This window comes from Methylophilus sp., assembly GCF_008015755.1.
Taxonomy (GTDB): domain Bacteria; phylum Pseudomonadota; class Gammaproteobacteria; order Burkholderiales; family Methylophilaceae; genus Methylophilus.
The window spans coordinates 1-25,084 of record NZ_SSGF01000033.1; the positions used below are offsets into that span (position 1 = coordinate 1).

Sequence of the window (25,084 nt, forward strand, 5' to 3'; positions counted from 1 at the left end):
ATCAATGGTAAAGACTACAACACGACAGTGATTACACGCGCTGATGGCAAGCTTGGCTTCAGTGTGAATGTTGCTGGTAACGAGCTGGCGGCTGACCCTGATAAGACTATCGATGCAAAAGTCACTGTGACTGACAACGCTGGTAACACAGCAAGCCAAACCACTCAGCTGACATATAGCCTTGATTTGACACCACCTGTGGCAACCATTGCTTTGGATGCTAACTTTGGTGGCGACGGTATTATAAACATTGCTGAGTCTCAGCCAGGAGTGAGTCAACCCGTCACAGGTACTGTAGGTGGCGAGGCTAAGCTTGGTGATCCAGTGGTCGTGACCATCAATGGTAAAGACTACAACACGACAGTGATTACACGCGCTGATGGCAAATTGGGGTTTAGCGTCAGTGTGCCGGGTTCTGAGCTGGTTGCAGATAATGACAAAACGATTGATGCCAAAGTTTCAACAACAGATACCGCAGGCAACGTTGGTATCGCAACCACTCAGTTAGGTTATGTGGTCGATAATGTTGCGCCTACTAAACCAACCATTGATAACATCTACGATGACTTTGGTGCAGTAAAAGGCAATGTGGCGAATGGCGGTGTGGCCGATGATTCAACACCAACATTAACCGGTAAGGCCGAAGCTGGAAGTACTGTTGCCATTTACGATGGTGCGACTAAAGTTGGTACTGCTGTTGCTGATAAAGATGGCAAATGGACATTTACACCAACGACAGACATTACCAAAGGCTTGCATAACTACACGGTCACGGCTACCGATAATGCAGGTAATACCAGTGTGCCAAGCGATAACTACGCATATACCTTGAATCAATCCCCAGTGTTTGTAACACTTAACGCACAAGCGAATGTTTCTGAAGACGGGTTGCCAGGTGGTTTACTCGATGCGGGTCCTTCCAACGTTATCGCAAGCGGCTCAATGGGTATTTCTGATCCAAATGGCGATTTGAAGAGTGTGACACTGACTGAGCCAACCACGACGTACACCTCAGGTGGGGCGACGATTACCTGGTCAGGCAACAACACTGGTACGTTGATTGGTTCTGCCAACGGTAAAGAAGTGATTCGAGTGTCTATCGACAGCAAAGGTGATTATGCGGTGCAGTTGTCTGGCCCGATTGATCATCCTGTTGCTGGGCAGGAAGACACATTGGCCATCAAGTTTGTTGTGAATGCTAATGATGCTGACAGCACGACTAAGGGTTCCATCACAGTCAATGTGTCAGATGACGCACCAACGGCAACGAATCAGACAGTCACAGCGACGAACTCTGCCAATACGAATGTCATGATTACACTAGATGTTTCCGGCAGTATGGACACCAGAGATGGTGTCAATAATCAGTCACGCTTGGCTAGTGCGATTCAGTCAGTGAAAAACCTGCTGGATAAATACGATGACATGGGTGACGTTAAGGTTGCATTGGTTGTGTTCGCCGGTTTAGATCAAACCAAACAATTAGGTAACGGATGGTTGAGTGTTGCAGAAGCTAAAGCATATTTAAATAATCTAGCAGCTGATGGGAATACTAACTATGATGCTGCATTAAACACTGCAATGAATGCGTTTGAATCTACAGGTAAATTGGAGAATGCTCAAAACGTCTCCTACTTCTTTACTGATGGCCAACCTAACCGTGGTTCAGGCTCAACTAGCAGCTTGTCAGGTTCTGAAAATAGTCGTTCAGATTCAGGCATACAACAAGCTGAAGAGGCAACATGGATCAATTTCTTAAACGATAACCACATCAAGTCTTACTCGATTGGTATTGGTTCAGGTGTCACTTCAAACACTGAGTTGAATCCTATTGCATATGACGGCCAAACGGGCGTAAACACTGATGGTGTCCGCGTGACATCATTTAACCAGCTTGACTCTGTTTTAAATGAAACTGTAAGCAGTTCAATCACTGGTAGCTTGTTGTCAGGTGGTGGCTTTGGTGCAGATGGTGGTTTTGTGAAGTCGCTTGCGGTAGAAGGGTCCACTTATACCTTTAACTCTACGACTGGTGCAATTACAGTCACTGGCACTAACAACAGTACCTATGATTCTGCAAGCCACAAATTGGTGATTACGACGGCACAGGGTACTTTGTTGGTAGATATGGATGATGGTTCTTTCTCATTCACGCCGAAAAACACCAGTGTTGCGGGAACAGCATCGATTAATTACACCTTGAGTGACAAAGATGGTGATACCAGCTCTGCTACGCTCACTGTGAACGTTGCCAAAACAGTGGCAGCTATTCCACAAGTTGCACCAGAAGTGTCGAATAGCTTGGGTGCGTCCGGCCTGATTACATTGCCTGGCTTGTTAAATGTCGACTTGCTCAATTTTGCAAGCCGTCAGGCATTCACTGCCAGTGATGTGAATAACAACATTAGCAGTGTCACGATTGCTTACAACACGTTATTGGGAGTCTCTTTAGGCTCATCATTCCTGACCTATTCACAAGCGGTAGCGGATGAGTTAGGCTTAAACGTAAGTTATAACCAGAGCAATGGCCTGCTTGGCTTGCTTGGGGCCAACGGTAAGATGGTTATTACCTCTGCAGATGGCAGCACGATTGATAACCTCGCGATTAACGAGTTCTTGTCTACGGTCAAAGCCGGTACGCAGATTTTGAATCTGGGCTTGTTCCAGAACTTTACGATTACCGCTAGCGACAGCACCAATCTGCAAGATAGCGAGTCTGCAAGCAACTTGATTAATCTGAACCTATTGAGCAGCAACAATTCCAGCTCAATTCTGAATGGTGACAGTGGTAGCAACACAATCAATGGCACATCAGGGGATGACATCATCTACGGTTTCGCTGGTAACGATACCTTGAATGGTAATGCCGGTAACGACATTTTGCGTGGTGGTGCAGGGGATGACAAATTGGATGGCGGTGCAGGCAACGATATCCTGATTGGTGGTAAAGGCAACGATACCCTGACAGGCGGGGCAGGCGTGGATGTGTTTAAGTGGGATCAGGGGGATGATGTTAAAGTGAATAATCTGGTGCCGCGTGACACGATCACTGACTTTAATAAGAGCTCTGTCAGCCAGGGTGGCGACATTCTGGATGTGCGTGATTTGTTGCAAGGCGAGAACGCAGGCAACTTGGTAAACTACCTCCATTTTGAAAAATCAGGCACCGATACGATTATCCACATCAGCTCTAATGGTGGTTTCGCAACCGATGCGCACAATGTGTCTGGTAGCTTTAGCAGTGGTAATACAACGCAGCAGATTGTATTGAGTGGTGTAGACCTGACGACAGGTCAGACATCTGATGCGGCGATTATCTCTAACCTCTTGTCTCAGCAAAAACTTATTACTGATTAATCATGAGTGGCTGAAAAAAAAGCGACCTTAGGGTCGCTTTTTTTATTATGGATCATTTCTTAATAGTGCTGATTTGTAATGATTTGGATTAACCGCAGATGATGTGTTGCTTATAAGGTCGATTTAAACTACTAACATATCTACAAATTGATTCACCGGAAGTGCTTCTAGCTTAGCTTGGTCTTGGCAGAGTGCTAAGATTTCAGCTTGTTTGGTGGAGTCAAATCGGCGAGCGAGGTTCACTTTAAACTTTTTCACTAGCTCAGGGATGCCTTCACCTCGGCGACGGCGGTGACCAATTGGGTATTCCACAGCGATATTCCTAGATTCTGTACCATCTTTAAAGAAGATCTGGATTGCATTGGCAATCGAGCGTTTCTCTGGGTCCAGATAGTCACGAGTGTATTCCGCTTTTTCGACGCACGTCATTTTGTCGCGTAAGGCATCAATGCGCGGATCGGCGGCGGCCTCATCTTCGTAGTCTAACGCGGTCAGGCTCCCTTTGAGCAAGCCGACGGCCGCCATATATTGAATACAGTGGTCACGGTCTGCCGGGTTGTTCATTGGGCCAGTTTTGTCGATGATACGGATGGCTGATTCATGGGTGGTGATGACAATTTTTTCAATATTGGCGATGTCATCCAATGTTTGCAAGCGCTTGCCGACTTCCTGGTTTAACTGGAATGCTGATTCCACTGCCGTTTGTGCGTGAAACTCGGCTGGGAAAGAGATTTTGAACAGCACTTGCTCCATCACATAGCTGCCGTAAGGGCGCTGGAACTTGAAGGTGTTGCCTTTAAATAGCACATCATAAAAGCCCCAAGTTTTTGCCGTTAAGGCGCTTGGATAGCCCATTTCACCCTGTAAGGTCATCCAGGCCAGGCGTACCGCACGTGAGGTGGCGTCACCCGCTGCCCAAGATTTACGGGAGCCGGTATTGGGGCTATGGCGGTAGGTACGCAGGCTTTGGCCATCGACAAAGGCGTTAGACACGGCATTGATAATGTCTTGCTTGTTGCCGCCTAATAATTTAGTCACCACAGCCGTTGACGCGATTTTGACCAAAATGACGTGGTCGAGGCCGACGCGGTTAAAACTGTTTTCAAGCGCCAGCACGCCTTGAATCTCATGCGCCTTGATCATGGCGGTCAGCACTTCTTTCATCGTCAATGGTGCTTTACCTTCAGCGACGTGTTTACGTGACATATAGTCAGCAGAAGCCAGAATACCCCCTAGGTTGTCAGAGGGATGGCCCCATTCAGCCGCCAGCCAGGTGTCGTTAAAGTCCAGCCAGCGGATCATGGCACCAATGTTAAATGCCGCCAAAATAGGGTCTAACTGGTAAGAGGTGCCTGGTACTTTGGCGCCATTCGGCACAACAGTCCCGGCAATCACTGGCCCCAGTAGTTTGGTGCAGGCGGGGTAGTCCAACGCTTCAAAACCACAGCCCAAAGTATCCATCAGGCAATTACGGGCGGTGTCATACGCCTCACTGGAGTTGATTTCATAATCTGCCACGTAGTTGGCAATATCCACAATGACCTGGTCTGGGTCGGGACGGACGTTAGAAATATGGGCTGACATAATGTGTTTCTTTCAAATAAAAAGATTAAGCCACAGAGTAACAGAGGCTAAAAAAGCACGGGTTTCTCTGTGCTCTCTGTGTCCTCTGTGGCTAGACTAAGTTAACGTTTTTCCAGCGGCACAAATGGCCTGTTGTCGGGCCCGTTGTATTCGGCGTTCGGGCGAATAATTTTGTTGTCTATCCGTTGCTCAATCGCGTGCGCGACCCAGCCGGTGGTGCGTGAGATCACAAAAATAGGCGTGAACATGCCAGTAGGGATGCCCATCATGTGATAGCTGGAGGCGCTGTACCAATCCAGGTTGGGGAACATTTTTTTCTCGTTCCACATGATGTCTTCAATGCGGGCCGAAATGTCAAACAATTGCATATTGTCGGCATCTGCACACAGCGATTTGCTGACGGCTTTAATGGATTCATTACGCGGATCGGCAATGGTATAGACCGGATGACCAAAGCCAATGATGATTTCTTTGCGTGCCATTCTGGCTTTGATATCGGCCTCAGCTTCATCTGGCGACTGGTAGCGTTCGATAATCTCCATCGCCGCCTCATTGGCACCGCCGTGTTTGGGGCCACGTAAAGCACCAATCGCACCCGTGATGCAGGAATACAAATCAGATAGCGTGCCCGCGATCACGCGAGAGGTAAAGGTGGACGCATTAAACTCATGTTCTGCATAAAGTACCAGCGAGGTGTTCATAGCCTTGATGTGCAGCGCTGACGGTTTTTTGCCGTGCAATATGTGCAGAAAGTGCGCCGCGATAGAGTCATCATCGGTTTCTACCTCAATACGCACGCCGCGGTGGCTAAAGTGATACCAGTAAATGAGAATAGACCCAAAGCAGGCAATCAGGCGGTCCCCCAGCGCTTGTGCGCCAGCGGTATTGCGGTCAACCGCTTCCGGTTCTAAGGTCCCCAACATCGAGCAACCCGTGCGCATCACATCCATGGGATGCGCATTGGCAGGAATCTGTTCCAGCACGGCTTTAAGTGCACTGGGCAGGCCGCGTAGCTTTTTGAGCTTTTGATGATAGGCGGTGAGTTGTGGTTGGGTGGGCAGCTCGCCGTATATCAGCAAATAAGCGACTTCTTCGAAAGTGGCATGTTTAGCCAGTTCAAGGATATCGTAACCACGGTAATGCAAGTCATTACCGCTATGGCCTACGGTACAAATGGCCGTGGTGCCTGCAGCCACACCGGCCAGCGCGACGCCTTTTTTGCGTTTGGGGGCTTCGGTAGCGGGTGTGGTTGAATCTGTGGTGGTGTTCATCACTAAACTCCTTGTATTCTGTTGCGCGACTTTATTTGGTATACAGCGCGTCTAGTTTCTGTTCAAAAATGTGGTAGCCCAGATGCTCGTAAAGATCGGCACGCGTTTGCATCAAATCCAGCACATTCTTTTGTGTGCCGTCTTTGCGCACGCCTTGATACACCTTGAGCGCTGCCTGGTTCATGGCGCGGAAGGCCGACAATGGATACAGCACCATGCCCACGCCAACTGTGGCCAGTTCATCTACGGTGAACAGCGGCGTAGAGCCGAATTCGGTAATATTGGCCAGCACTGGCACTTTGACGGCGTCGACAAACTGCTGATACATGTTGAGGTCTGTCATCGCTTCTGGAAAAATCATGTCTGCTCCGGCTTCTACACAAGCGCAAGCGCGATCGATGGCTGACTGCAAACCTTCGACGGCCAGTGCATCGGTACGTGCCATGACGACAAAATCATCATCAGGTTTGGCATCGACTGCTGCTTTCACGCGGTCTACCATTTCGTCCAGGCTCACAATCGCTTTGTTAGGGCGGTGACCACAGCGCTTGGCGATGACCTGGTCTTCAATGTGCACGGCTGCTGCACCTGCTTTGGCTACACTTTTAATCGTGCGCGCAATATTAAATGCGCCGCCAAAGCCGGTATCAATATCCACCAGTAGCGGGGTATCCACCGCGTCGGTAATCCGGCGGACATCGACCAGCACATCTTCCAGGCCGGAAATCCCCAGGTCAGGCAGGCCCAAAGAACCGGCCGCCACGCCACCACCAGATAAATAGATGGCTTGAAACCCTGATTGTGTCGCCAGCATGGCGTGATAAGCGTTGATCGCGCCTATGATTTGCAATGGTTTTTCGGCGGCGAGTGCGGCACGAAAGCGTGCACCTGCTGAAGTTGTTTGTTGCATATTTGAATCCTTAATTTTTTGCCACAGAGAACACAGAGTTCACAGAGAGAGTCCTTCAACATTGATTGAATACTCATAAACTGAGTAGAAAAGTCTCAGGTTTTCTCTGTGTGTTCTGTGACCTCTGTGGTTAAGTATTAAAAAAATGCTTTTTCAGCATCTTCCGGCATGGCAACCCCAGTTTGCTTGGCTTTTTGCAGCACTTCCCAGAAGTAACGATAGGTCGCGCGGTCATGCAATTCACCGGCATACTGAATCGGGCCCCAGTCTGCCGCTTGCGCAGCCAGCAGAATATTGGCGGCGTCAGTCACCTCGTCGTAGTTGGGTTTCATGGCATCCACAATCGCCTGAATTTGCGTTGGATAAATACTCCACATGCGCATAAAACCAAACTCGTTGCGCGCCCGTGAGGCGTCGCTGTAGGTCACTTCTACGTTTTTCAGGTCCAGCGTCACGTTGTGCGCAGGCACCACGCCATTAGCCAGGGCTGCAGAGACGACTTCAGCTTTGGCACGTGCCAGCAAGCGGTGGTCAAACTGGCCAGGGCTGCGCATAGCTGTAGCAGGGATCGCGCCATGGTGCGCACTGACAAAGTCCATCAGACCGAAATCCAATACCTGTAACCAGGGCAGTTGCGCAATCTCGTGCACTTGCCTGAGTGCGCCATGGGTTTCAATCAGGATATGCACCGGTATTTCACGCATGATGCCGTGCTGTTTTGCCACTTGCTGAATGTAGCTGATCATTTCACGTGCTTGTGCGATGTCTGTGCATTTAGGAATCGTGATATAGCTAAGCACTTCACCGGCGCCACCAACCAAAATATCAATGTCTTTTTTCCAATGCGGATGGGTGTAGTCATGAATACGCGCACCGGCCATCTTGTATTGGTTGGCCGCAGAGTTCAGCACACGCACAATCATTTCGGCATGTACTAGTTCCTGGCCGCTGGCGGCACCGTCTTCGCAGTCGCAGGTAATATCAAACACCGGGCCAACCCCATTAGGCGTGGCCGGGTCTTGCAGTGATAATGCTTTTAGAATCAGCTTTTCACTACCTGCAAAGTGTTCACAGGCCGGAATTACCGGAAACGGTTTTTCGCCGCCAAAAAGAGCCTGATTGGGATGAACAGCCATGTTTAGTTTCCTTTGCGTGGAATAAGAACGGTATAGTCGAGATCGAGCACCACGTGCGGGTGATAACCCTGCGTGGTTTTAATGTTTTCCAGCGTCGCGGGCGGCATATTCTTCACACCCACCATCCGTAAGCGCAACGCGCCTAATTCCGCATGGGGCAGGGACCATTTATCCAGCACCTTAGTCATGCAGTAAATGGTGTCACCGGCATAGCTCGGATTGGCATGCGTGCCGCCATTAATCGCCACAATCGCTATGGCATTTTCCAAGCCTTCGTAACTCAAGGTGCGGCAGGCTGAAATCACCACACCGCCATAGACCAGGCATTGGCCTTGCGGCGTGCTTTTCATCAGGTGAGCATCAAAGTGCAGGCGCGCATTGTTCTGGTATAAATGCGTGGCCATGGTATGGTCGCTTTCATTGATGGTCAGACCAGATGGGTGACGCAGACATTCGCCGACTTCGTAGTCATCCCACCAGTATTTGCCACCGGTGGCGGTGCCCAGGCTGCTGTTCAGTGTAAAGTTGGCTGGAATCGCTAATGATTCTGCGCTCACAAACTCCGGCAGCTCAGGAATCACTGTTTCTGGCGCAGGGGCTTCTAGGTTCTTTTTGTGCACCATGACCCAGCGCACCCAGCTCAGTACTGGTTGTTGGTGCTGGTTGATGCTGGTAGAGTGTACCCAAACCACGCCATTTTTGCCGTTAGAATTCTGTTTGAGGCCAATCACTTCACTGGCGGTGGTCAGCGTATCGCCGACGTACACCGGCTGTATAAAACGCACGTCGGCGTAACCCAGGTTAGCCACGGCATTAACTGAAATGTCAGGCACAGTTTTACCAAAGGCAATATGAAACGCCAGCAGGTCATCAATCGGCGCTTGTGTATAGCCTAATGACTGCGCAAGTGGCTCGCTGCAATGCACCGGGTTACGTGCGCCCGTGAGCGCAATATACAGCGCCGTATCGCCAGCCGTGATGGTACGTGGCGTGGCGTGCTGGATGATTTCACCCAGTACAAAGTGTTCAAAAAAACGTCCGGTGTTGATTTTTGTGCTCATGTTCAACTCCTTTATATGAACTCTTCTTCCAGCTCGGCAATGGCCGCTGCCAGTTGAATCAAGCGTTGTGCGGCTTTGATATGGTGATGTTCGACCAATTTGTCATTCACTACCACCGTGCCGCGCCCAACTTCATTGGCTTCTTTGAGGGCTTTGATAATCAGCCGTGCATGCTCAACTTCTGCGCGCTGCGGCGTATAGGCGTCATTGCAGTAGGCAATTTGCGCCGGATGCACCAGAGATTTACCGTCCATGCCAATGTCGCGACCAATGCGGCACGCATATTCAAACGAATGCATGTTTTTAAAGTCTGAGGTGATGCCGTCAATCACACCTTTGCCATAAGCGCGTGCGGCCAATATCACCAGGGATAAAGAAGTCAGAATGGCGGAGCGTTCATGCGTCACGCGGGCGTGTAGTTGTGAAATCAGGTCTGAGGTCGCCATTACCATACAGATCACGCGATCGGAGGCGGCGGCAATTTCCTTGGCGTTTAACACGGCCAGCGGACTTTCTATCATCACCATCATGGGCACGTCTTTGCCGCCCGCATCATCTAATAATTGCTGCGCCTGCAACACATCCTCGCGTGACTCTATATTAGGAAACAGGATCGCATCGGCACCGATGTTGGCCACCGCTTGAATATCGTCATGGCCCCAGATCGAGTGCAGGTCGTTGACGCGCACCACGACTTCTCTTTTGCCATAGCCGCCTTCTTTAACTGCATTCACCACGTTATGGCGTGATTGGATTTTGGCATCGACCAGAATAGGGTCGCCCAAGTCAAGGATGACAGAGTCGGCCGCAAGCGTGCGTGCACGTTCCAGATAATGCTGGTTACAGCCGGGAACGTATAGCATCGAGCGTCTTGGTCTGAGTGCATATGACATGGGGTTTCCTTCGTTGCGGCAAGAAATTGGATTTATTATTCATGAATAAAAAAAGTGTGTCAACAAATATCTTATGTCTTATATAAGATATAAAACAGTGGACAACAAAAAAACGCTGTGATATAAATTAAAAAACTTATTTTAGGTGCAATTTAATGGTGCCAATCATGAATGGAGTCAGATCTATGGATAAGCAGTTGGGGTCACCGAGTTACAGGCCGCTGTATGACCAGATTAAGGTGCTAATCACGCAAAGCTTGATCGGAGGGGAGTGGCGTCCAGGCGATATGATTCCCAGTGAGATTGACCTGGCGCAACGATTTAAAGTCAGTCAGGGCACGGTGCGCAAGGCGATTGATAGCTTGGCGACAGAAAATATCTTGATCCGTCGCCAGGGTAAAGGCACCTTTGTAGCCACGCACAACCAGGACGACGTCAAGCTGCGCTTTTTGCGCCTGACCGCTGAAAACGGCCAAAAGGAAATGCTGCAGAATGAGTTTATCTCCTGCATTAAAGGCAAGGCCAGTGTGCATATTGGCAAGGTGCTGGAAATGAAAGCCGGTGCCACGACCATTGATGTGAAGCGCTTGCTGACATTTTCCGGTAGGCCATTGATTTATGACCATATTATTGTGCCTGCCGCACCGTTTAAAGGTTTGAACCGCGCCAAGGTCGAAGAAAGCAATGGCTCGATGTATAGCATGTATGAGTCGCAGTTTGGCGTGCGTATGATCCGCGCCGAAGAGCGGATTAAAGCCGTGGCAGCCGATGCCGAAGTCGCGAAAGCATTGGGCTTGAAAGAAGGTTATCCATTGCTGAGTATAGAGCGCGTGTCATTTACTTATGGCGATAAGCCGATGGAGTGGCGTTTGGGCTTGTGTTTGACGGATGATCACCACTACATGAGCGAACTGGAATAGGGAGACTTTTTGAAAACGCATTTTCGCGTTGTTGGACTTAGCTTGCTGTACTGATCGTAAATTCTGCGCTTGTCCGTCTAACCAAAATGCATTTTGAAGAGTCTTGTTTGAACTCAAGGCTGTTGTAATAGAAAGAAGAGATCACAAATGGACGATTTAAAGCAACGTGCGCTGGATTACCACCAGTTTCCCAAACCAGGGAAACTAAGCGTGGAATCGTCCAAGCCTTGTGCGACACAGCACGATTTATCGCTGGCTTATACGCCAGGCGTAGCTATGCCAGTGCTCGAAATTGAGGCGGATCCAGCCAATGCCTATAAATATACCAATAAAGGGAATTTAGTGGCGGTGATTACCGACGGCACTGCGGTGTTAGGCTTGGGTAATGTTGGCGCCCTGGCGGGCAAGCCTGTCATGGAAGGCAAGGGTGTGTTATTCAAGCGCTTTGCTGATATTGATGTGTTTGATATTGAGGTCAACGCTGCGACGCCGGATGAGTTTATCCAGACCGTAGTGAATATCGCACCAACCTTTGGTGGTATTAACCTCGAAGATATTGCTGCGCCACACTGTTTTTATATCGAAAACGAATTGAAAAAGCGCCTGGACATCCCGGTATTTCATGATGATCAGCATGGCACGGCGGTGATCGTCGCCGCCGCTTTGTTAAACGCACTTGAGCTCCAAGGCAAAACGTTGCCCCGCGCCAAAATTGTGTTTTTAGGCGCGGGCGCAGCGGGTTGTTCGTGTGCCAAGTTACTCAAGTTAATGGGCGCCACCAATATCACCATGGTCGATCGCAAAGGCGTGCTGGATACCAGTCGTGATGATTTGCATGATAACAATCGTGAACTGGCGATTGCAGCAGGCAATGTCAACACGCTGGCGGATGCCATGCAGGGCGCTGATGTGTTTATCGGTGTATCCGCTAAAAATGGGTTGCCAGCAGAGTTGGTGACTAGCATGGCGGCCAAGCCGGTGATTTTTGCTTTAGCGAATCCTGATCCTGAAATTTTACCCAGCCAGGTCTTTGCCTTGCGTGATGACGTGATTATGGCCACCGGCCGCAGCGATTTCCCTAACCAGGTCAACAATGCCTTGTGTTTCCCTTATCTGTTTCGCGGTGCACTAGATGCTAAAGCCAAACAGATTACCGAGCAGATGAAAGTTGCCGCTGCCAAAGCGCTGAGCCAGTTGGCGCGCGAGCCAGTGCCTGCGCAGGTACTTGAGGCGTATCAGTTACAGTCTTTATCGTTTGGAAAAGACTACATCATCCCTAAACCGTTTGATCCACGTTTGATGGAATACGTGGCTGGCGCCGTGGCGCGCGCGGCCAACGCAGTTGAGTAAGTGTCGTTAGCATGATTGTTAAAAAGCAAAAAAAACAGCGGCCCAAGAATCTGGATTTATTCACGATTCGCTTGCCGGTGAATGCCGTGGTGTCCATTTTGCACCGCGCCAGTGGGGTGGTGCTGTTTTTGATCCAGCCATTGTTGTTGTGGGCCTTGTATTTGTCGTTGTCGAGCGCACAAGGCTATGCCAGCGTGGCCGCGCAATGTCAGCAATGGCCAGTCAAGTTGCTGATCACTGTACTGGCGGGTGCATTTTTTCATCATTTTTATGCCGGTATTCGCCATCTGGCGATGGATGTGCACTGGATGACGACATTGCAAAAAGCGCGCTTTTCGAGCCGTGTGGTGTTGTGGCTGGTCGCTGTCACCATGGTGAGCGTGATCTGGGCGATCTGGGTGAAAGGCGAGTATGTTGTTTGAGTTACTGACCGCCAAATACCCAGGCATGCGTCGCTGGTTGACGCAGCGTTTGTGTGCGCTGTCGATGGCGGTGGTCTTGCTGTTGTTGTGGTTGCGCGTGATGTGGCTGTCGCCACAAAGTTTTAATGAGTGGCAGGCCTTATTTGCACCATGGTGGTGGCGCTTGCTGACGCTGTGGTTTTTTGTCTGCATGCTGTTGCATGCCTGGTTGGGCGTGCGGGATGTGCTGCGTGATTATGTGCCGCATTTAGGTAGTCGCAATGTGTTGCAATGGCTGGTGAATATCTCGGTATGTGGCAATGCGCTAGCCGTGATGTGGATTTTATTTGGAATGGATTTTTAAGGTGAGTGGCATGACCAATACAGCCAATACGACCGGTGCAAGCAAACTTCAGCATCATCAGGTAGATGCCGTCATCATTGGCGGTGGCGGTGCAGGCCTGCGTGCCGCGCTGCAACTGGCTGAGTCAGGTGCCGATGTCGCCGTCTTGTCCAAAGTGTTCCCAACTCGCTCACACACCGTGGCGGCGCAGGGGGGTATCGCAGCAGCGCTGGGTAATGTGTCTGACGATAACTGGCTATGGCATATGTATGACACCATTAAAGGCTCGGATTACCTAGGTGACCAGGATGCGATCGAGTTTATGTGCCGCAATGCCGCCAAAGCGATTATCGAGCTGGAGCATTTTGGCATGCCGTTTGACCGCCTGGAAAACGGCCGTATTTTTCAACGCCCATTTGGCGGCATGACGCGCAATTTTGGTGAAACACCGATTTCACGTACCTGCGCCGTGGCAGACCGCACCGGCCATGCCATGTTGCATACCTTGTATCAGCGCAATATTAAAGCCAATACCCAGTTTTTAATCGAGTGGTTTGCACTCGACCTCATTCGAGATAGCGACGGCGATGTGCTGGGCGTGATCGCGCTGGAAATTGAAACTGGTGATATCCATGTCATTCACGCCAAAGCCACCATGCTGGCGACGGGCGGCGGTGGCCGTATTTTTCAGGCCAGTACCAATGCCTATATCAATACCGGCGACGGTTTGGGCATGGCGGCGCGGGCGGGCTTGCCTTTGCAGGATATGGAATTCTGGCAGTTTCACCCGACCGGCGTACTCAATGCCGGGGTGCTGATTACCGAGGGCGTGCGCGGCGAAGGGGGTTATTTAGTCAATAGCGACGGCGAGCGCTTTATGGAGCGCTATGCGCCCAGTGCCAAAGACCTCGCTAGCCGTGATGTGGTGTCGCGCGCCATGGCAACTGAAATTAAAGAAGGCCGCGGCATCGGCAAGCATAAAGATGCGGTGTTTCTCAAGCTGGATCATTTAGGCGAAGACATCATCAGCAAGCGCCTGCCTGGCATTCGCGAAATTGCCAAAACCTTTGCTGGCGTTGACCCAACGAATGATCCTATCCCAGTGGTGCCGACGGCGCATTACATGATGGGAGGCATCCCGACCAATCTCGACGGTCAGGTGGTGATGCATGACGGGCAGTCTGAACGCGTTGTCAATGGATTGTATGCCGTGGGTGAATGTGCCTGTGTGTCTGTGCATGGCGCCAATCGTTTGGGTTCCAATTCCCTGTTAGACCTGGTGGTATTTGGTAAAGCCGCAGGCGACAAAATGGCCGCCGATATCGCCACCAGCAAAGCGCATAAACCCTTACCCGCCAATGTCGCCGATGCCACGCTGGCACGTGTGAATCGGTTGGAAAGCGCTGGCGCTGGCGAAAAAGTAGCCGAAGTTGGCTTGATTATGCGCCAAACCATGCAAAAACACTGTGGCGTGTTCCGTTTCCCTGATTTGCTGGAGCAGGGCGTTGATGCGATTAAACAAGTCGACCTGCAAGCACAGCACTTGAGAATTACCGATAAAAGCAAAGTATTTAACACCGCCCGCGTCGAAGCGTTGGAGCTGGATAACCTGATGCAAGTGGCGCAGGCCACCATGCAAGCGGCACATGCCCGCCAGGAAAGCCGCGGCGCGCATGCGCGTGAAGATTATCCTGAGCGTGACGATGCACAGTGGCTCAGCCATTCGCTGTATTTTGCCCATGAGCAAAAACTGGCCTATAAACCGGTGCGCCTGAATCCATTGACCGTAGAACCATTTGAGTTGAAGAAAAGGGTGTATTGATATGCGTTTCTCTATCTATCGTTTTAACCCGGACGTAGACACAAAACCCTATATGCAGGATTACGACGTCACGCTGGAAGACAGCGACCAGATGTTGCTGGATGCCTTGATGCGCATTAAAGAGCTGGATGAGTCGCTGAGTATGCGTAAGTCCTGCCGTGAAGGTGTCTGTGGTAGCGATGCCATGAATATCAATGGTAAAAACGGCCTAGCCTGTATTACCAAACTCAGTGAGTTGCAGGAGCCGGTGGTGTTACGTCCCATGCCTGGCCTGCCGGTGATCCGTGACCTAGTGGTCGACATGACGCAGTTTTTTGACAACTATCACTCGGTGATGCCGTATTTGCAAAACCATGACACGCCGCCAGACACCGAGCGCCTGCAAAGCCCGGAAGACCGAGCCAAGCTTGATGGTATGTATGAGTGCATTTTATGCGGCGCTTGCACCACCTCGTGTCCGAGCTTCTGGTGGAACCCGGACAAGTTTGTCGGTCCGGCCGGGCTGATGCAGGCCTACCGTTTTATTGCCGATAGCCGCGACCAGGAGCAGGACGCGCGCCTGGAAAACCTAGAAGACCCTTACCGTTTGTATCGTTGCCATAACATCATGAACTGTACCGATGTGTGCCCGAAAAAACTCAATCCGAATGCGGCGATTGCAGCGATTAAAGACCTCAAGATTGAAAAGGCCAAGGCACATAATGCAGCCAAGTCAGGCGATGCAAAACCAGGCAAGAAAATTTTTGGCATCAAGGTGTTATAGGAGCGCTAATGTTGAATGCGGAAATTTTACGTGAAGCAGAGCAGCGGCGCCTGACCTGGCGTTGCCGCCGAGGCATGCTCGAGCTGGATATCGTGTTGCAACGCTTTGTCAGTGAGCACTTTAGCGGATTAACGCTGGCCGAAATGGAACAGCTCGATGCCTTGCTTGAACTGCCAGACAACATGTTTTGGGACTTGATACAGGGTGTCAACTCACAACCTGGCATGGCGGAATCCGCCGCTATTCTTGAAAAATTAAGAGCGAGCCGACCGACGGCAGAACAGGAAACCGCATGAGTCAGCACATGGGAGAAGAGCCAATTGCACTGGATGCCAGCGCATTGGGGGATTACTGGCCAGGCATACAGCTGTATTACCCGCCGGTGAAGTATGCACCGAGCCTGGGCATTTATGAAGACATGGAGCAGGCGGCTAACCGCATGGTTAAGCACGCCCATTTCACCAATGCGCATACGCTGATTTTTGACCTGGAAGACGGCTGTCGACAGAAAGAAATGAGCCGCACTTTGCTGCGCCAGGAGTTGCCCAAGCTGCGCAAGGTAAATGAACGCGTGACGATTGCCATTCGTGCCAATTCCTTCCGTACTGACGAGTACGAAGAGGATATGAAACTGGTGCGCGACATGGGCGAGTATATCGACGTCGTCATGCTGGCCAAGGCGGGGGAGTCTTACGGCGCGGCTGAAGTGCGCGATCTGTCCAGCTTTTTGCTCAGTATCAATCCGCATATCACCATCCAGCCGATTATCGAGCACCCGAAGTCGCTCAAAATCGCGCCGGAACTCATGCAATACGACACCGTGAAACACGTGGTGTTTGGTATTCATGACTTTTCAAAAGCGCTGGGCATCCACATCACGCCCGAGCACTGGATTGAAGAATTATTTTACTTTATTAACCAGCTGATTTTTGAAGCCAGGATTGCCGGTAAAGGCGTGATTGGCGGCGTGGAAACATTGATCGGCAGCAACATCATGCCAGACAAGTTTGTCGAGCCGCACGATGTGCGCCGCTGGCTGGATTTGCATGGTGATCACGAGTCACGCGTGGTGTACAAGCATGCCTGCCAGGAGGCCGCGATGGGCCTGACCGGCAAGCAGGTGATCCATCCTGGCCATATCCATTTGTGTAAAACCGCTTATACACCGTCACCGACTGAAATTAACCAGAAAGTGGCCATTTTAAAAGCGGCGATTGAAGCGGATGCCTTGCTAGGTGGTGCGATCAAGTTTGATGGCGAAATGCTGGATCCACCCATGTTTGGTAAAGCCTTGCAGACCTTGCTGCGCGCACATGCCTTGCGTGCGCTCAAAGTGAGCGATATGGAGTTTGCATTACATGTCTTGCAGTTGATGCCAGCGCAAGTAGTCCGCCAAAACTGGCCTTATGGCATTTTGCTTTAAGAAATTCATTTTTAGCGCGAATCGCGGTGTTGCAGGCTGTTATTCATGGGTACTCGAAATCCTCATGTACTTTAAGTACATTCCGGTTTCTGTGTTCCGTGCGCCTTGTGCTTCATCCCGCTCGCGCATTGATGCGTCTATTTGAGAGATTTTAAAAAGCATTTTCAAAAGAAATGCAAAATCAGCATCGCATAAACCATGCATGCACAGAGTGAATGGAAAGGTTTGAACATGACACAGTTAGCCCCTTATCCACAATGGCAATGGGATATCCCTGAGTTTTTTAATATCGGGGTAGCTTGTAGTGATCGCCATCTGGGCACGGCCAAAGCCGAGGAAATTGCCATGATTGTAGAGGACGACACCTTTGGCACCAGTACTATCACCTTTGGCGAACTGGCTAGCCGTACTGACCGCTTTGCCCAGGTATTGCGTGAGTTGGGTGTGGCGCCGGGGGACCGTGTGTTGATTCGCCTGCCTAACAGTCTGGATTATCCAACCGCTTTTTTAGGCACCATGAAAACTGGCGCAATTTCGGTGCCAACCTCTACGTTGCTTACCGCAGAGGAGGTGGCTTATCTGGCGAAAGATTCTGGTGCTGTCGTGCTGGTGACCGATGCTGCCGCCTGGGCGGGGATGTCGACCAAAATGCAGCAGAATATTGCACAGACGCCTCACCTCAGGCATATCATATTGACGCAATTACAAACCGAACTCTCTGATTCGACGGTATTTAATGTATTGTCACTGGAAGTGGCATTGGCTGCCGTGCAACAGGCTGCCCCGGCCTATCAGACCCGTAGCGACGATGCGGCTTATCTGGTGTATACCTCGGGCACGACAGGTTATCCCAAAGGCGTGTTGCATGCGCACCGTGCCTTGCTGGGGCGCCAAACCGCGGCGCAATACTGGTTTAACTATAGCGAAACTATGCAAGACCGCATCATGCATTCTGGCAAGTTTAACTGGACCTATGTGCTGGGTACGGGCCTCATGGATCCGTTATACCTGGGCAAAACAGTGATTGTGCATGAGGGTAAAAACGATGCGCAAAAATGGCTGGACCTGATCGCCAAGCATGGTGCCACCATTTTTATCGGCGTGCCGACCATTTATCGCCAGTTGCTGCAAAAAACACAGGCCGCCCAAGCCGACGTGCCTAGTGTGCGTCATTTTATGAGTGCCGGTGAGCATTTGTCAGACGAAGTGCTGACGCAGTGGCGTGAGCGCTTTGGCCTGGATATTTATGAAGCCGTTGGCATGAGTGAGTTCTCATACTACCTGTCGCAAAGTGTGTTCCGGCCGATTCGTGCCGGATCCGCAGGCTTCCCGCAACCCGGGCACGCTATTGTGCTGCTGAATCCTGAAACGCTAGAACCGGTCGCTGAAGGCGAGGAGGGCATGATTTGCGTGCCTGATAACGATCCTGGCTTGTTTTTAAACTACTGGAACCTGCCGGAAGAAACGGCCAAATACAAACACGATGGCTACTTTTTTACGGGCGACTATGCAAAATACGACGCCGATGGTTATCTGTGGTTTTTGGGCCGCAAGGACGACATTATCAAGAGCTTTGGTTACCGCGTGTCACCGTACGAGATTGAACGAGTTTACAAAGGCCATCCGGCGGTGGCGGATTGTGCCGCTGTGGGGGAAGAGATTGAAAAAGACAAGCTGCTGGTGGTGATTTATGTCATCCCTAAACCGGAGGCCGAGATTGCGCCAGAAGAACTGATCGCCTTTGGTAAGCAGAATCTGGCTGCCTATAAAGCGCCGAAAACCGTCTATTTGGCTCACGAGTTTCCACGCACCAAAAATGGTAAAATCTTGCGTAAAGATGTCAGCCCCGCCATTGCCTATTTAAAAAGCAATGCCCGTTGAAGATGCCGCCTAATGAACAACTAATGGCAAAGAAACCCCATGGCCCTGATTAAAACCCAAGACTTTATCGAGAGTATTGCAGATGCTTTGCAATATATCTCTTATTACCATCCTGAGGATTATATCCAGGCGCTGGCGGCTGCTTATGACAAAGAGGCATCACCCGCGGCCAAAGATGCGATTGCACAGATTTTGACCAATTCGCGCATGTGCGCGGAGGGTAAACGCCCGTTGTGCCAGGATACCGGCATCGTAGTGGCATTTATCAAGGTTGGCATGCAGGCGCGCTTTGAAGGTGATATGACCATTGAAGAAATGGTCAACGAAGGCGTGCGTCGGGCTTATCTGCACCCTGACAATACCTTGCGTGCCTCAATTGTGAATGACCCGGCGGGTGCGCGTAAAAATACACGCGACAACACGCCAGCGATTACCCATGTCGAGATGGTGGCCGGCGATAACGTCGATATCCAGATTGCGGCAAAAGGTGGCGGCTCTGAGAATAAATCCAAGCTGGCGATGTTGAACCCCAACGAAAGCATTGTCGACTGGGTGCTGGAAGTCGTACCTGAGATGGGCGCTGGCTGGTGCCCACCGGGTATGTTGGGCATAGGCATAGGTGGCAGTGCAGAAAAAGCCATGCTGCTGGCCAAAGAGTCACTGATGGCACCGATTGATATCCAGGCCTTGCAGGCACGTGGTGCGCAAAATCGCATTGAAGAACTGCGGTTGGAGCTGTATGAAAAGGTCAATCAGTTAGGCATAGGCGCGCAAGGGCTGGGCGGTTTGACGACCGTGCTCGATGTGAAAATTCTGGATTATCCGACCCACGCGGCGAGTTTGCCGGTGGCGATTATCCCTAACTGTGCAGCCACACGGCATGTGCACTTTACGCTGGATGGTTCTGGTGCGGCTGTACTGACGCCCCCAAGCCCGGATATTTACCCGGATGTGCACTGGGCACCTAGCCCGCAAGCCAAACGAGTAAACCTGGAAACCGTGACGCGTGAAGAAACACAGGCCTGGAAAACTGGCGATACCTTGTTGCTCACAGGAAAAATCCTGACGGGCCGTGATGCGGCGCACAAGCGCATCCAAACCATGCTGGCTAACGGTGAGCCCTTGCCGGTGGATTTTACCAACAAGTTTATTTACTACGTCGGCCCGGTGGAAGCGGTGCGTGACGAAGCGGTGGGCCCCGCTGGGCCAACGACTGCAACGCGTATGGATAGCTACACTGATATGATGCTCAACACCGGTTTACTAGGTTCGATTGGTAAAGCCGAGCGCGGCGAAGAAGCGCTGGTCGATATTGCCAAGCATAAATCGGTATACCTGATGGCCGTGGGTGGCGCGGCATATCTGGTCAGCAAGGCGATTAAAAAGTCCCGCGTGCTAGCGTTTGCCGAATTAGGCATGGAAGCGATCTATGAGTTTGAGGTCGTCGATATGCCAGTGACCGTCGCAGTCAGTGCAGATGGTGAGTCTGTGCACAATACCGGCCCGGCATTATGGAAAAAAACCATTGCTTTGCACGCGGTTTAATCACCACCAGTAATGTGAGCGCAATCACTGTGAGGACGCACGAATTGGTGAAAGATACGTCATACGACTAAATGTCATCATGGAGTGAGTATGATAAAAATAAACACTGGGGTAATGGGTTTGATGGCCGGTTTGGCCATCAGTATCAGTTTACCTGCGCATGCCGAGTCTGCGCTGGAGTATTTTACCGATAGCAGCGGCCGCTATGGCGGGCCATCGCTGGAGGATCAGGTGGCTTTGATGGACAGAGATCACAACGGTTTTGCCGATGTGTTTGAAGTGCGAGCCTACCTGGAAAAGCAGCACGGTAAAGGTTACCAGAAAGAATTACTGGATAAATGGGAGTCGTCTGCTCAGGGTAAGAGTTGCAGTACCCCATTTGCCAAAGAGTTATATGGAGACAGTACGCGCTGACCGCATGAGTGTTGTTTTGTTGCTGTCGGCGGCTGTCAATTGCGTCAATTGCTGGAATGTTACAAGCAGTTAACATTCTGGCGGATGGACTGGATTATAATCAAACGAGAAGAAATCCTCGCGGTCAGCCTCTGGTTGGTGTGTCACACACCTGGTGATTCGTCTAAGAAAAAGTGCTGACCCGTTCCCCGACTTTTGTTTTATTGGTAGAGCCTACACATCATGTTACAAGCATACGAAACTCACGTTAAAGAGCGCGCCGCGCAAAACTTACCTCCTTTACCGCTCAATGCAGAACAAGTCGCTGCACTGGTCGAGCTATTAAAAGCCCCGCCTGCAGGTCAAGAGGCATTGTTGGTCGACCTGTTGCAAAACCGTATTCCGGCAGGGGTAGATCAGGCGGCCTATGTTAAAGCCGCCTTTCTGGCCGATGTGGCCAATGGCAAATCGAGTTCACCATTAGTTAGCGCTGAAAAAGCGGTTGAACTGCTAGGCACCATGCTAGGTGGTTACAACGTGCAGGCCCTGGTGGCGCTGCTGGATACCCCGATGGCCGCGCATGCTGTTAAAGCATTATCGACGACGATTTTGATGTTTGATGCGTTTCATGATGTGGACGCCAAAATGAAAGCAGGTAATCCGCATGCCAAGGCATTGATCGAATCCTGGGCGGCGGCTGAGTGGTTTACCAGCAAGCCAGCACTGGCAGAAGCCATCAAAGTGGTCGTATTTAAACTGGATGGCGAAACCAATACCGATGACTTGAGCCCGGCACAAGATGCCTGGAGCCGTCCGGATATTCCATTGCACGCCAAAGCCATGTTGATCAACCGCATGAGCGATGGCTTAAGCACCATCGAAAGCCTCAAGCAAAAAGGCTTACCACTGGCCTATGTTGGCGATGTGGTCGGCACGGGTTCTTCACGTAAATCGGCGATCAACTCAGTGCAATGGTGGATGGGTGACGATATTCCGTTTATCCCGAACAAACGCAACGGTGGCGTGGTGATTGGCAACAAAATTGCTCCTATTTTCTTTAATACGGCAGAAGACTCCGGCGCCTTGCCGATTCAGTGTGATGTCTCCAAGCTCAATACTGGTGATGTCATTGTGATCAAGCCGTTTGCCGGCGAAGTGTTGTCAGAAGCGGGTGAGGTATTGGCCACGTTTGAGATGAACCCAGTCACGCTGGCCGATGAAGTACGCGCCGGTGGCCGTATTCCATTAATCATTGGTCGTGGCCTGACCGCTAATGCGCGTAAAGCCTTGGGCTTGGGCGACAGTGATACATTTATTAAATCTATTCCGGCCAAAGATACTGGCAAAGGCTATACGCTGGCTCAGAAAATGGTTGGTCGCGCCTGTGGCTTGCCCGAAGGTGTAGGCGTGCGTCCAGGCACTTACTGTGAGCCTAAAGCGACCACGGTCGGCTCACAAGATACCACCGGTGGTATGACACGTGATGAGCTGAAAGAATTGGCCTGTCTGGGCTTTAGTGCCGACTTGGTCATGCAGAGCTTCTGCCATACTGCGGCTTACCCGAAACCAGTCGACATCAAGCTACAACATGAGCTACCTGAGTTTATGTCCAGCCGTGGTGGCGTCAGTTTGCGTGCCGGTGATGGGGTGATTCACTCCTGGCTCAACCGACTGATTTTGCCTGATACCGTCGGTACCGGTGGTGACTCGCATACCCGTTTCCCAATCGGTATCAGCTTCCCGGCAGGGTCTGGCCTGGTGGCGTTTGCCGCAGCGACAGGTGCGATGCCGCTAGATATGCCGGAATCTGTTTTGGTACGCTTTAAAGGCGAAATGCAGCCAGGCATCACCTTACGTGACCTGGTCAATGCGATTCCATACGCAGCGATTCAGGAAGGCACGCTGACTGTGGGTAAACAAGGCAAGAAAAACGTATTTAACGGCCGCGTGCTCGAAATCGAAGGCTTGCCAGATTTAAAAGTTGAGCAAGCATTTGAACTGGCCGATGCGTCTGCCGAGCGTTCTGCCAATGGTTGCACTGTGTTGCTGAACAAAGAGCCGGTGATCGAGTTTCTTAACTCCAACATTGTGCTGATGCAAAACATGATTGAAAACGGCTATGCCGATGCACGCACGCTGGAGCGCCGGATTGCCAGCATGAAAGCCTGGCTGGCAAAACCAGAGCTACTGCAGCCGGATAGCGATGCTGAATATGCGCACGTCATCGAGATCGACCTGGCTGAGATCAAAGAACCATTGGTCGCATGCCCGAATGACCCGGATGACATCAAACCCTTATCCGCCGTGGTAGGTGACAAAATCGACGAAGTCTTTATTGGTAGTTGCATGACCAACATCGGCCATTATCGCGCCGCTGGCAAAGTGCTTGAAGGCGCTGGTGGTATTCCTACCCGCCTGTGGATTGCGCCGCCTACCCGCATGGATGAGGCGCAGTTACGCGCTGAAGGCGTCTATTCGACCTTTGGCGTGGCTGGCGCACGTACTGAGGTGCCAGGCTGTTCGTTGTGCATGGGTAACCAGGCACGCGTGGCAGACAAAGCCACGGTGTTTTCTACCTCTACGCGAAACTTTGATAACCGCATGGGTAAAGATGCACGTGTTTACCTCGGGTCTGCCGAGCTGGCCGCCGTCTGTGCCAAGTTGGGCCGTATGCCTACTATGCAAGAGTACATGGATACGCTGGGCAGCAAGCTGACCAATACGGCTGAGATTTACAAATATCTCAACTTTAATCAGATGACTCAGTATGCAGGCTCTTTGGAAAACGTGAAAAAAGTCATTCCGATCCAAGAAACCGCATAATCGCGAATCATTTAAGTCATCAACAAAGGGAGCGTAAGCTCCCTTTGTTGTTTTTAAGGTAGGACATATCCTTGCAACTGTAAAACCTGGGAGGCCTTCTCACTGCGACTTGCTGTTTTGATTATGATGTATTTGCTGACGTCAATAATGCGATGTAACGCTGCGTCATTAGCACTGATTGATTCAATCCATTTTCAATGTCAAAGGAGAAGTTCATGAAACCGTTCGAACAAGGCTTGGTTAACTATCAACAACGTTTGCTGTCACATGATTACGGTCAGGTATTTTGCCGTTTTGATGCCGAGCAACAAGCGTTATGGAGCTATATAAATCAACCCCAGCGCATTCCCTGCATCAACCATGCCTTACTCAAGAACTTGCATCAGCATCATGCGGATATCCAGCGCAGTGGTGGTTATGTGCAGACTAAGAGTGAAAGCGTGCTGCCCATTCGTTACTCCGTGTTTGCCTCAGCAACCCCTGGTTATTTTAATATGGGCGGTGACTTGCAAAAAATGGCGGCTGCCATCCGTCAGCAAGACAGGGCGCAGTTGCAAGCCTATGCCAAACTGAGTATTGATGTGGTGGCGCAGCGTGCGTTTCGTTTTCAACTGGATCATGTGACTAAGATTTCGTTACTGCAAGGTGAAGTGTTAGGTGCAGGGATTGAAGCCGCCATGACCAGTGATGTGCTGATTGCTGAAAAACAATCTGTTTTCTGCTTTCCAGAGCTGTTTTTTAACATGATTCCAGGCATGGGCGCCTACAGTTTTATTGCGCGCAAAGCGGGTATTGCCGTTGCAGATAAAATGATTTTGGGTTGCGAGCGTTATAGCGCGGAAGAGTGCCTGCAAATGGGCCTGATTGACTTCGTGGTTGAGGAGGGCGAAGGCGAACAGGCCGTGCACGATTTTATCCATAAAAACAATAAGCGCGCCGAAGGCTTTTTATCGGCACAAAAGGCCAAAGCCAGAGTCAATCCGCTCACTTATGATGAATTGGAGGACATTGTTGAGGTGTGGGTAGAAAACGCTTTGCGCCTGACCGAGCGAGACTTGAAGGTGATGGATCGTTTTTATCGTGCGCAGTCACGCCTGTTTCCTGACCAGGCAGCAGCGATTGATCTATTGCCCGATTCATTGGCAGCAGAGACAACACATGATCTGGCAGTTAATCAGTAGTCAAACCGGCAGTGCCAGCATTCACGA

Annotated in this window: 20 protein-coding genes; 14 read left to right on the forward strand and 6 right to left on the reverse strand. The window is 50.8% G+C overall.

What is annotated here, in order from left to right:
* A partial coding sequence (locus E6Q52_RS12005) for an Ig-like domain-containing protein (RefSeq protein WP_292822347.1) occupies nt 1–3,357 on the forward strand: 3,357 nt, incomplete at its 5' end.
* 123 nt (nt 3,358–3,480) lie between these two features.
* On the opposite strand, the gene E6Q52_RS12010 is transcribed toward E6Q52_RS12005, so the two are convergent.
* The 6 genes from E6Q52_RS12010 to E6Q52_RS12035 all read right to left on the reverse strand — a co-directional run bounded on the left by E6Q52_RS12010 (nt 3,481) and on the right by E6Q52_RS12035 (nt 10,212).
* The gene (locus E6Q52_RS12010; RefSeq protein ID WP_292822349.1) at nt 3,481–4,941 is read right to left on the reverse strand and encodes a bifunctional 2-methylcitrate dehydratase/aconitate hydratase; all 1,461 of its coding nucleotides are present in this window, start codon (nt 4,939–4,941) and stop codon (nt 3,481–3,483) included.
* A 101-nt stretch (nt 4,942–5,042) separates the two neighbouring features.
* Nucleotides 5,043–6,212, reverse strand: coding sequence for a 2-methylcitrate synthase (prpC, locus tag E6Q52_RS12015; RefSeq protein ID WP_292822351.1), 1,170 nt, complete (start codon nt 6,210–6,212; stop codon nt 5,043–5,045).
* A gap of 31 nt (nt 6,213–6,243) precedes the next feature.
* On the reverse strand, nt 6,244–7,122 hold the full coding sequence (prpB, locus tag E6Q52_RS12020) for a methylisocitrate lyase (RefSeq protein ID WP_292822353.1): 879 nt from the start codon (nt 7,120–7,122) through the stop codon (nt 6,244–6,246).
* 137 nt (nt 7,123–7,259) lie between these two features.
* On the reverse strand, nt 7,260–8,258 hold the full coding sequence (locus E6Q52_RS12025; protein WP_292822355.1) for an aldolase/citrate lyase family protein: 999 nt from the start codon (nt 8,256–8,258) through the stop codon (nt 7,260–7,262).
* Between the two features lie 2 nt (nt 8,259–8,260).
* Nucleotides 8,261–9,319: a MaoC family dehydratase gene (locus tag E6Q52_RS12030; RefSeq protein ID WP_292822357.1), complete on the reverse strand. Its 1,059-nt coding sequence runs from the start codon at nt 9,317–9,319 to the stop codon at nt 8,261–8,263.
* Nucleotides 9,320–9,330: 11 nt separating this feature from the next.
* Nucleotides 9,331–10,212 carry a CoA ester lyase gene (locus E6Q52_RS12035; protein WP_292822359.1) on the reverse strand — a complete coding sequence of 294 codons (882 nt, stop codon included), beginning with the start codon at nt 10,210–10,212 and terminating at the stop codon, nt 9,331–9,333.
* Nucleotides 10,213–10,397: 185 nt separating this feature from the next.
* On the opposite strand from E6Q52_RS12035, the gene E6Q52_RS12040 reads away from it, so the two are divergent.
* From E6Q52_RS12040 to E6Q52_RS12100, 13 genes are all read left to right on the forward strand, one after another.
* Nucleotides 10,398–11,132, forward strand: a complete 735-nt coding sequence (locus E6Q52_RS12040) for a GntR family transcriptional regulator (RefSeq protein WP_019882589.1) — start codon at nt 10,398–10,400, stop codon at nt 11,130–11,132.
* A gap of 147 nt (nt 11,133–11,279) precedes the next feature.
* Nucleotides 11,280–12,482: a malic enzyme-like NAD(P)-binding protein gene (locus tag E6Q52_RS12045; protein ID WP_292822361.1), complete on the forward strand. Its 1,203-nt coding sequence runs from the start codon at nt 11,280–11,282 to the stop codon at nt 12,480–12,482.
* Between the two features lie 11 nt (nt 12,483–12,493).
* The gene (gene sdhC, locus E6Q52_RS12050) at nt 12,494–12,904 is read left to right on the forward strand and encodes a succinate dehydrogenase, cytochrome b556 subunit (RefSeq protein ID WP_292822363.1); all 411 of its coding nucleotides are present in this window, start codon (nt 12,494–12,496) and stop codon (nt 12,902–12,904) included.
* Complete coding sequence (gene sdhD, locus E6Q52_RS12055) at nt 12,894–13,247, forward strand: succinate dehydrogenase, hydrophobic membrane anchor protein (protein WP_292822365.1); 354 nt, start codon at nt 12,894–12,896, stop codon at nt 13,245–13,247. The genes sdhC and sdhD overlap by 11 nt, the downstream gene beginning before the upstream one ends.
* Before the next feature lie 10 nt (nt 13,248–13,257).
* The gene (gene sdhA / locus E6Q52_RS12060; protein WP_292822367.1) at nt 13,258–15,048 is read left to right on the forward strand and encodes a succinate dehydrogenase flavoprotein subunit; all 1,791 of its coding nucleotides are present in this window, start codon (nt 13,258–13,260) and stop codon (nt 15,046–15,048) included.
* 1 nt (nt 15,049) lies between these two features.
* Nucleotides 15,050–15,811 carry a succinate dehydrogenase iron-sulfur subunit gene (locus E6Q52_RS12065; protein WP_292822370.1) on the forward strand — a complete coding sequence of 254 codons (762 nt, stop codon included), beginning with the start codon at nt 15,050–15,052 and terminating at the stop codon, nt 15,809–15,811.
* Nucleotides 15,812–15,819: 8 nt separating this feature from the next.
* Nucleotides 15,820–16,107: a succinate dehydrogenase assembly factor 2 gene (locus E6Q52_RS12070; protein ID WP_292822372.1), complete on the forward strand. Its 288-nt coding sequence runs from the start codon at nt 15,820–15,822 to the stop codon at nt 16,105–16,107.
* Nucleotides 16,104–17,234: an aldolase/citrate lyase family protein gene (locus E6Q52_RS12075; protein ID WP_292822374.1), complete on the forward strand. Its 1,131-nt coding sequence runs from the start codon at nt 16,104–16,106 to the stop codon at nt 17,232–17,234. Before E6Q52_RS12070 ends, E6Q52_RS12075 begins: the two co-directional genes overlap by 4 nt.
* A 231-nt stretch (nt 17,235–17,465) precedes the next feature.
* Nucleotides 17,466–19,115 carry an acyl-CoA synthetase gene (locus E6Q52_RS12080; RefSeq protein ID WP_292822376.1) on the forward strand — a complete coding sequence of 550 codons (1,650 nt, stop codon included), beginning with the start codon at nt 17,466–17,468 and terminating at the stop codon, nt 19,113–19,115.
* Nucleotides 19,116–19,154: 39 nt separating this feature from the next.
* On the forward strand, nt 19,155–20,660 hold the full coding sequence (locus tag E6Q52_RS12085; RefSeq protein WP_292822378.1) for a fumarate hydratase: 1,506 nt from the start codon (nt 19,155–19,157) through the stop codon (nt 20,658–20,660).
* 90 nt (nt 20,661–20,750) lie between these two features.
* Nucleotides 20,751–21,074, forward strand: a complete 324-nt coding sequence (locus E6Q52_RS12090; RefSeq protein ID WP_292822380.1) for a hypothetical protein — start codon at nt 20,751–20,753, stop codon at nt 21,072–21,074.
* A 222-nt stretch (nt 21,075–21,296) separates the two neighbouring features.
* Nucleotides 21,297–23,876, forward strand: a complete 2,580-nt coding sequence (gene acnB / locus E6Q52_RS12095; RefSeq protein ID WP_292822382.1) for a bifunctional aconitate hydratase 2/2-methylisocitrate dehydratase — start codon at nt 21,297–21,299, stop codon at nt 23,874–23,876.
* Nucleotides 23,877–24,091: 215 nt separating this feature from the next.
* Nucleotides 24,092–25,057 (forward strand): crotonase/enoyl-CoA hydratase family protein, encoded by a 966-nt coding sequence (locus E6Q52_RS12100; protein WP_292822384.1) that lies wholly within the window; start codon nt 24,092–24,094, stop codon nt 25,055–25,057.
* The last annotated feature ends 27 nt before the right edge of the window (nt 25,058–25,084 follow it).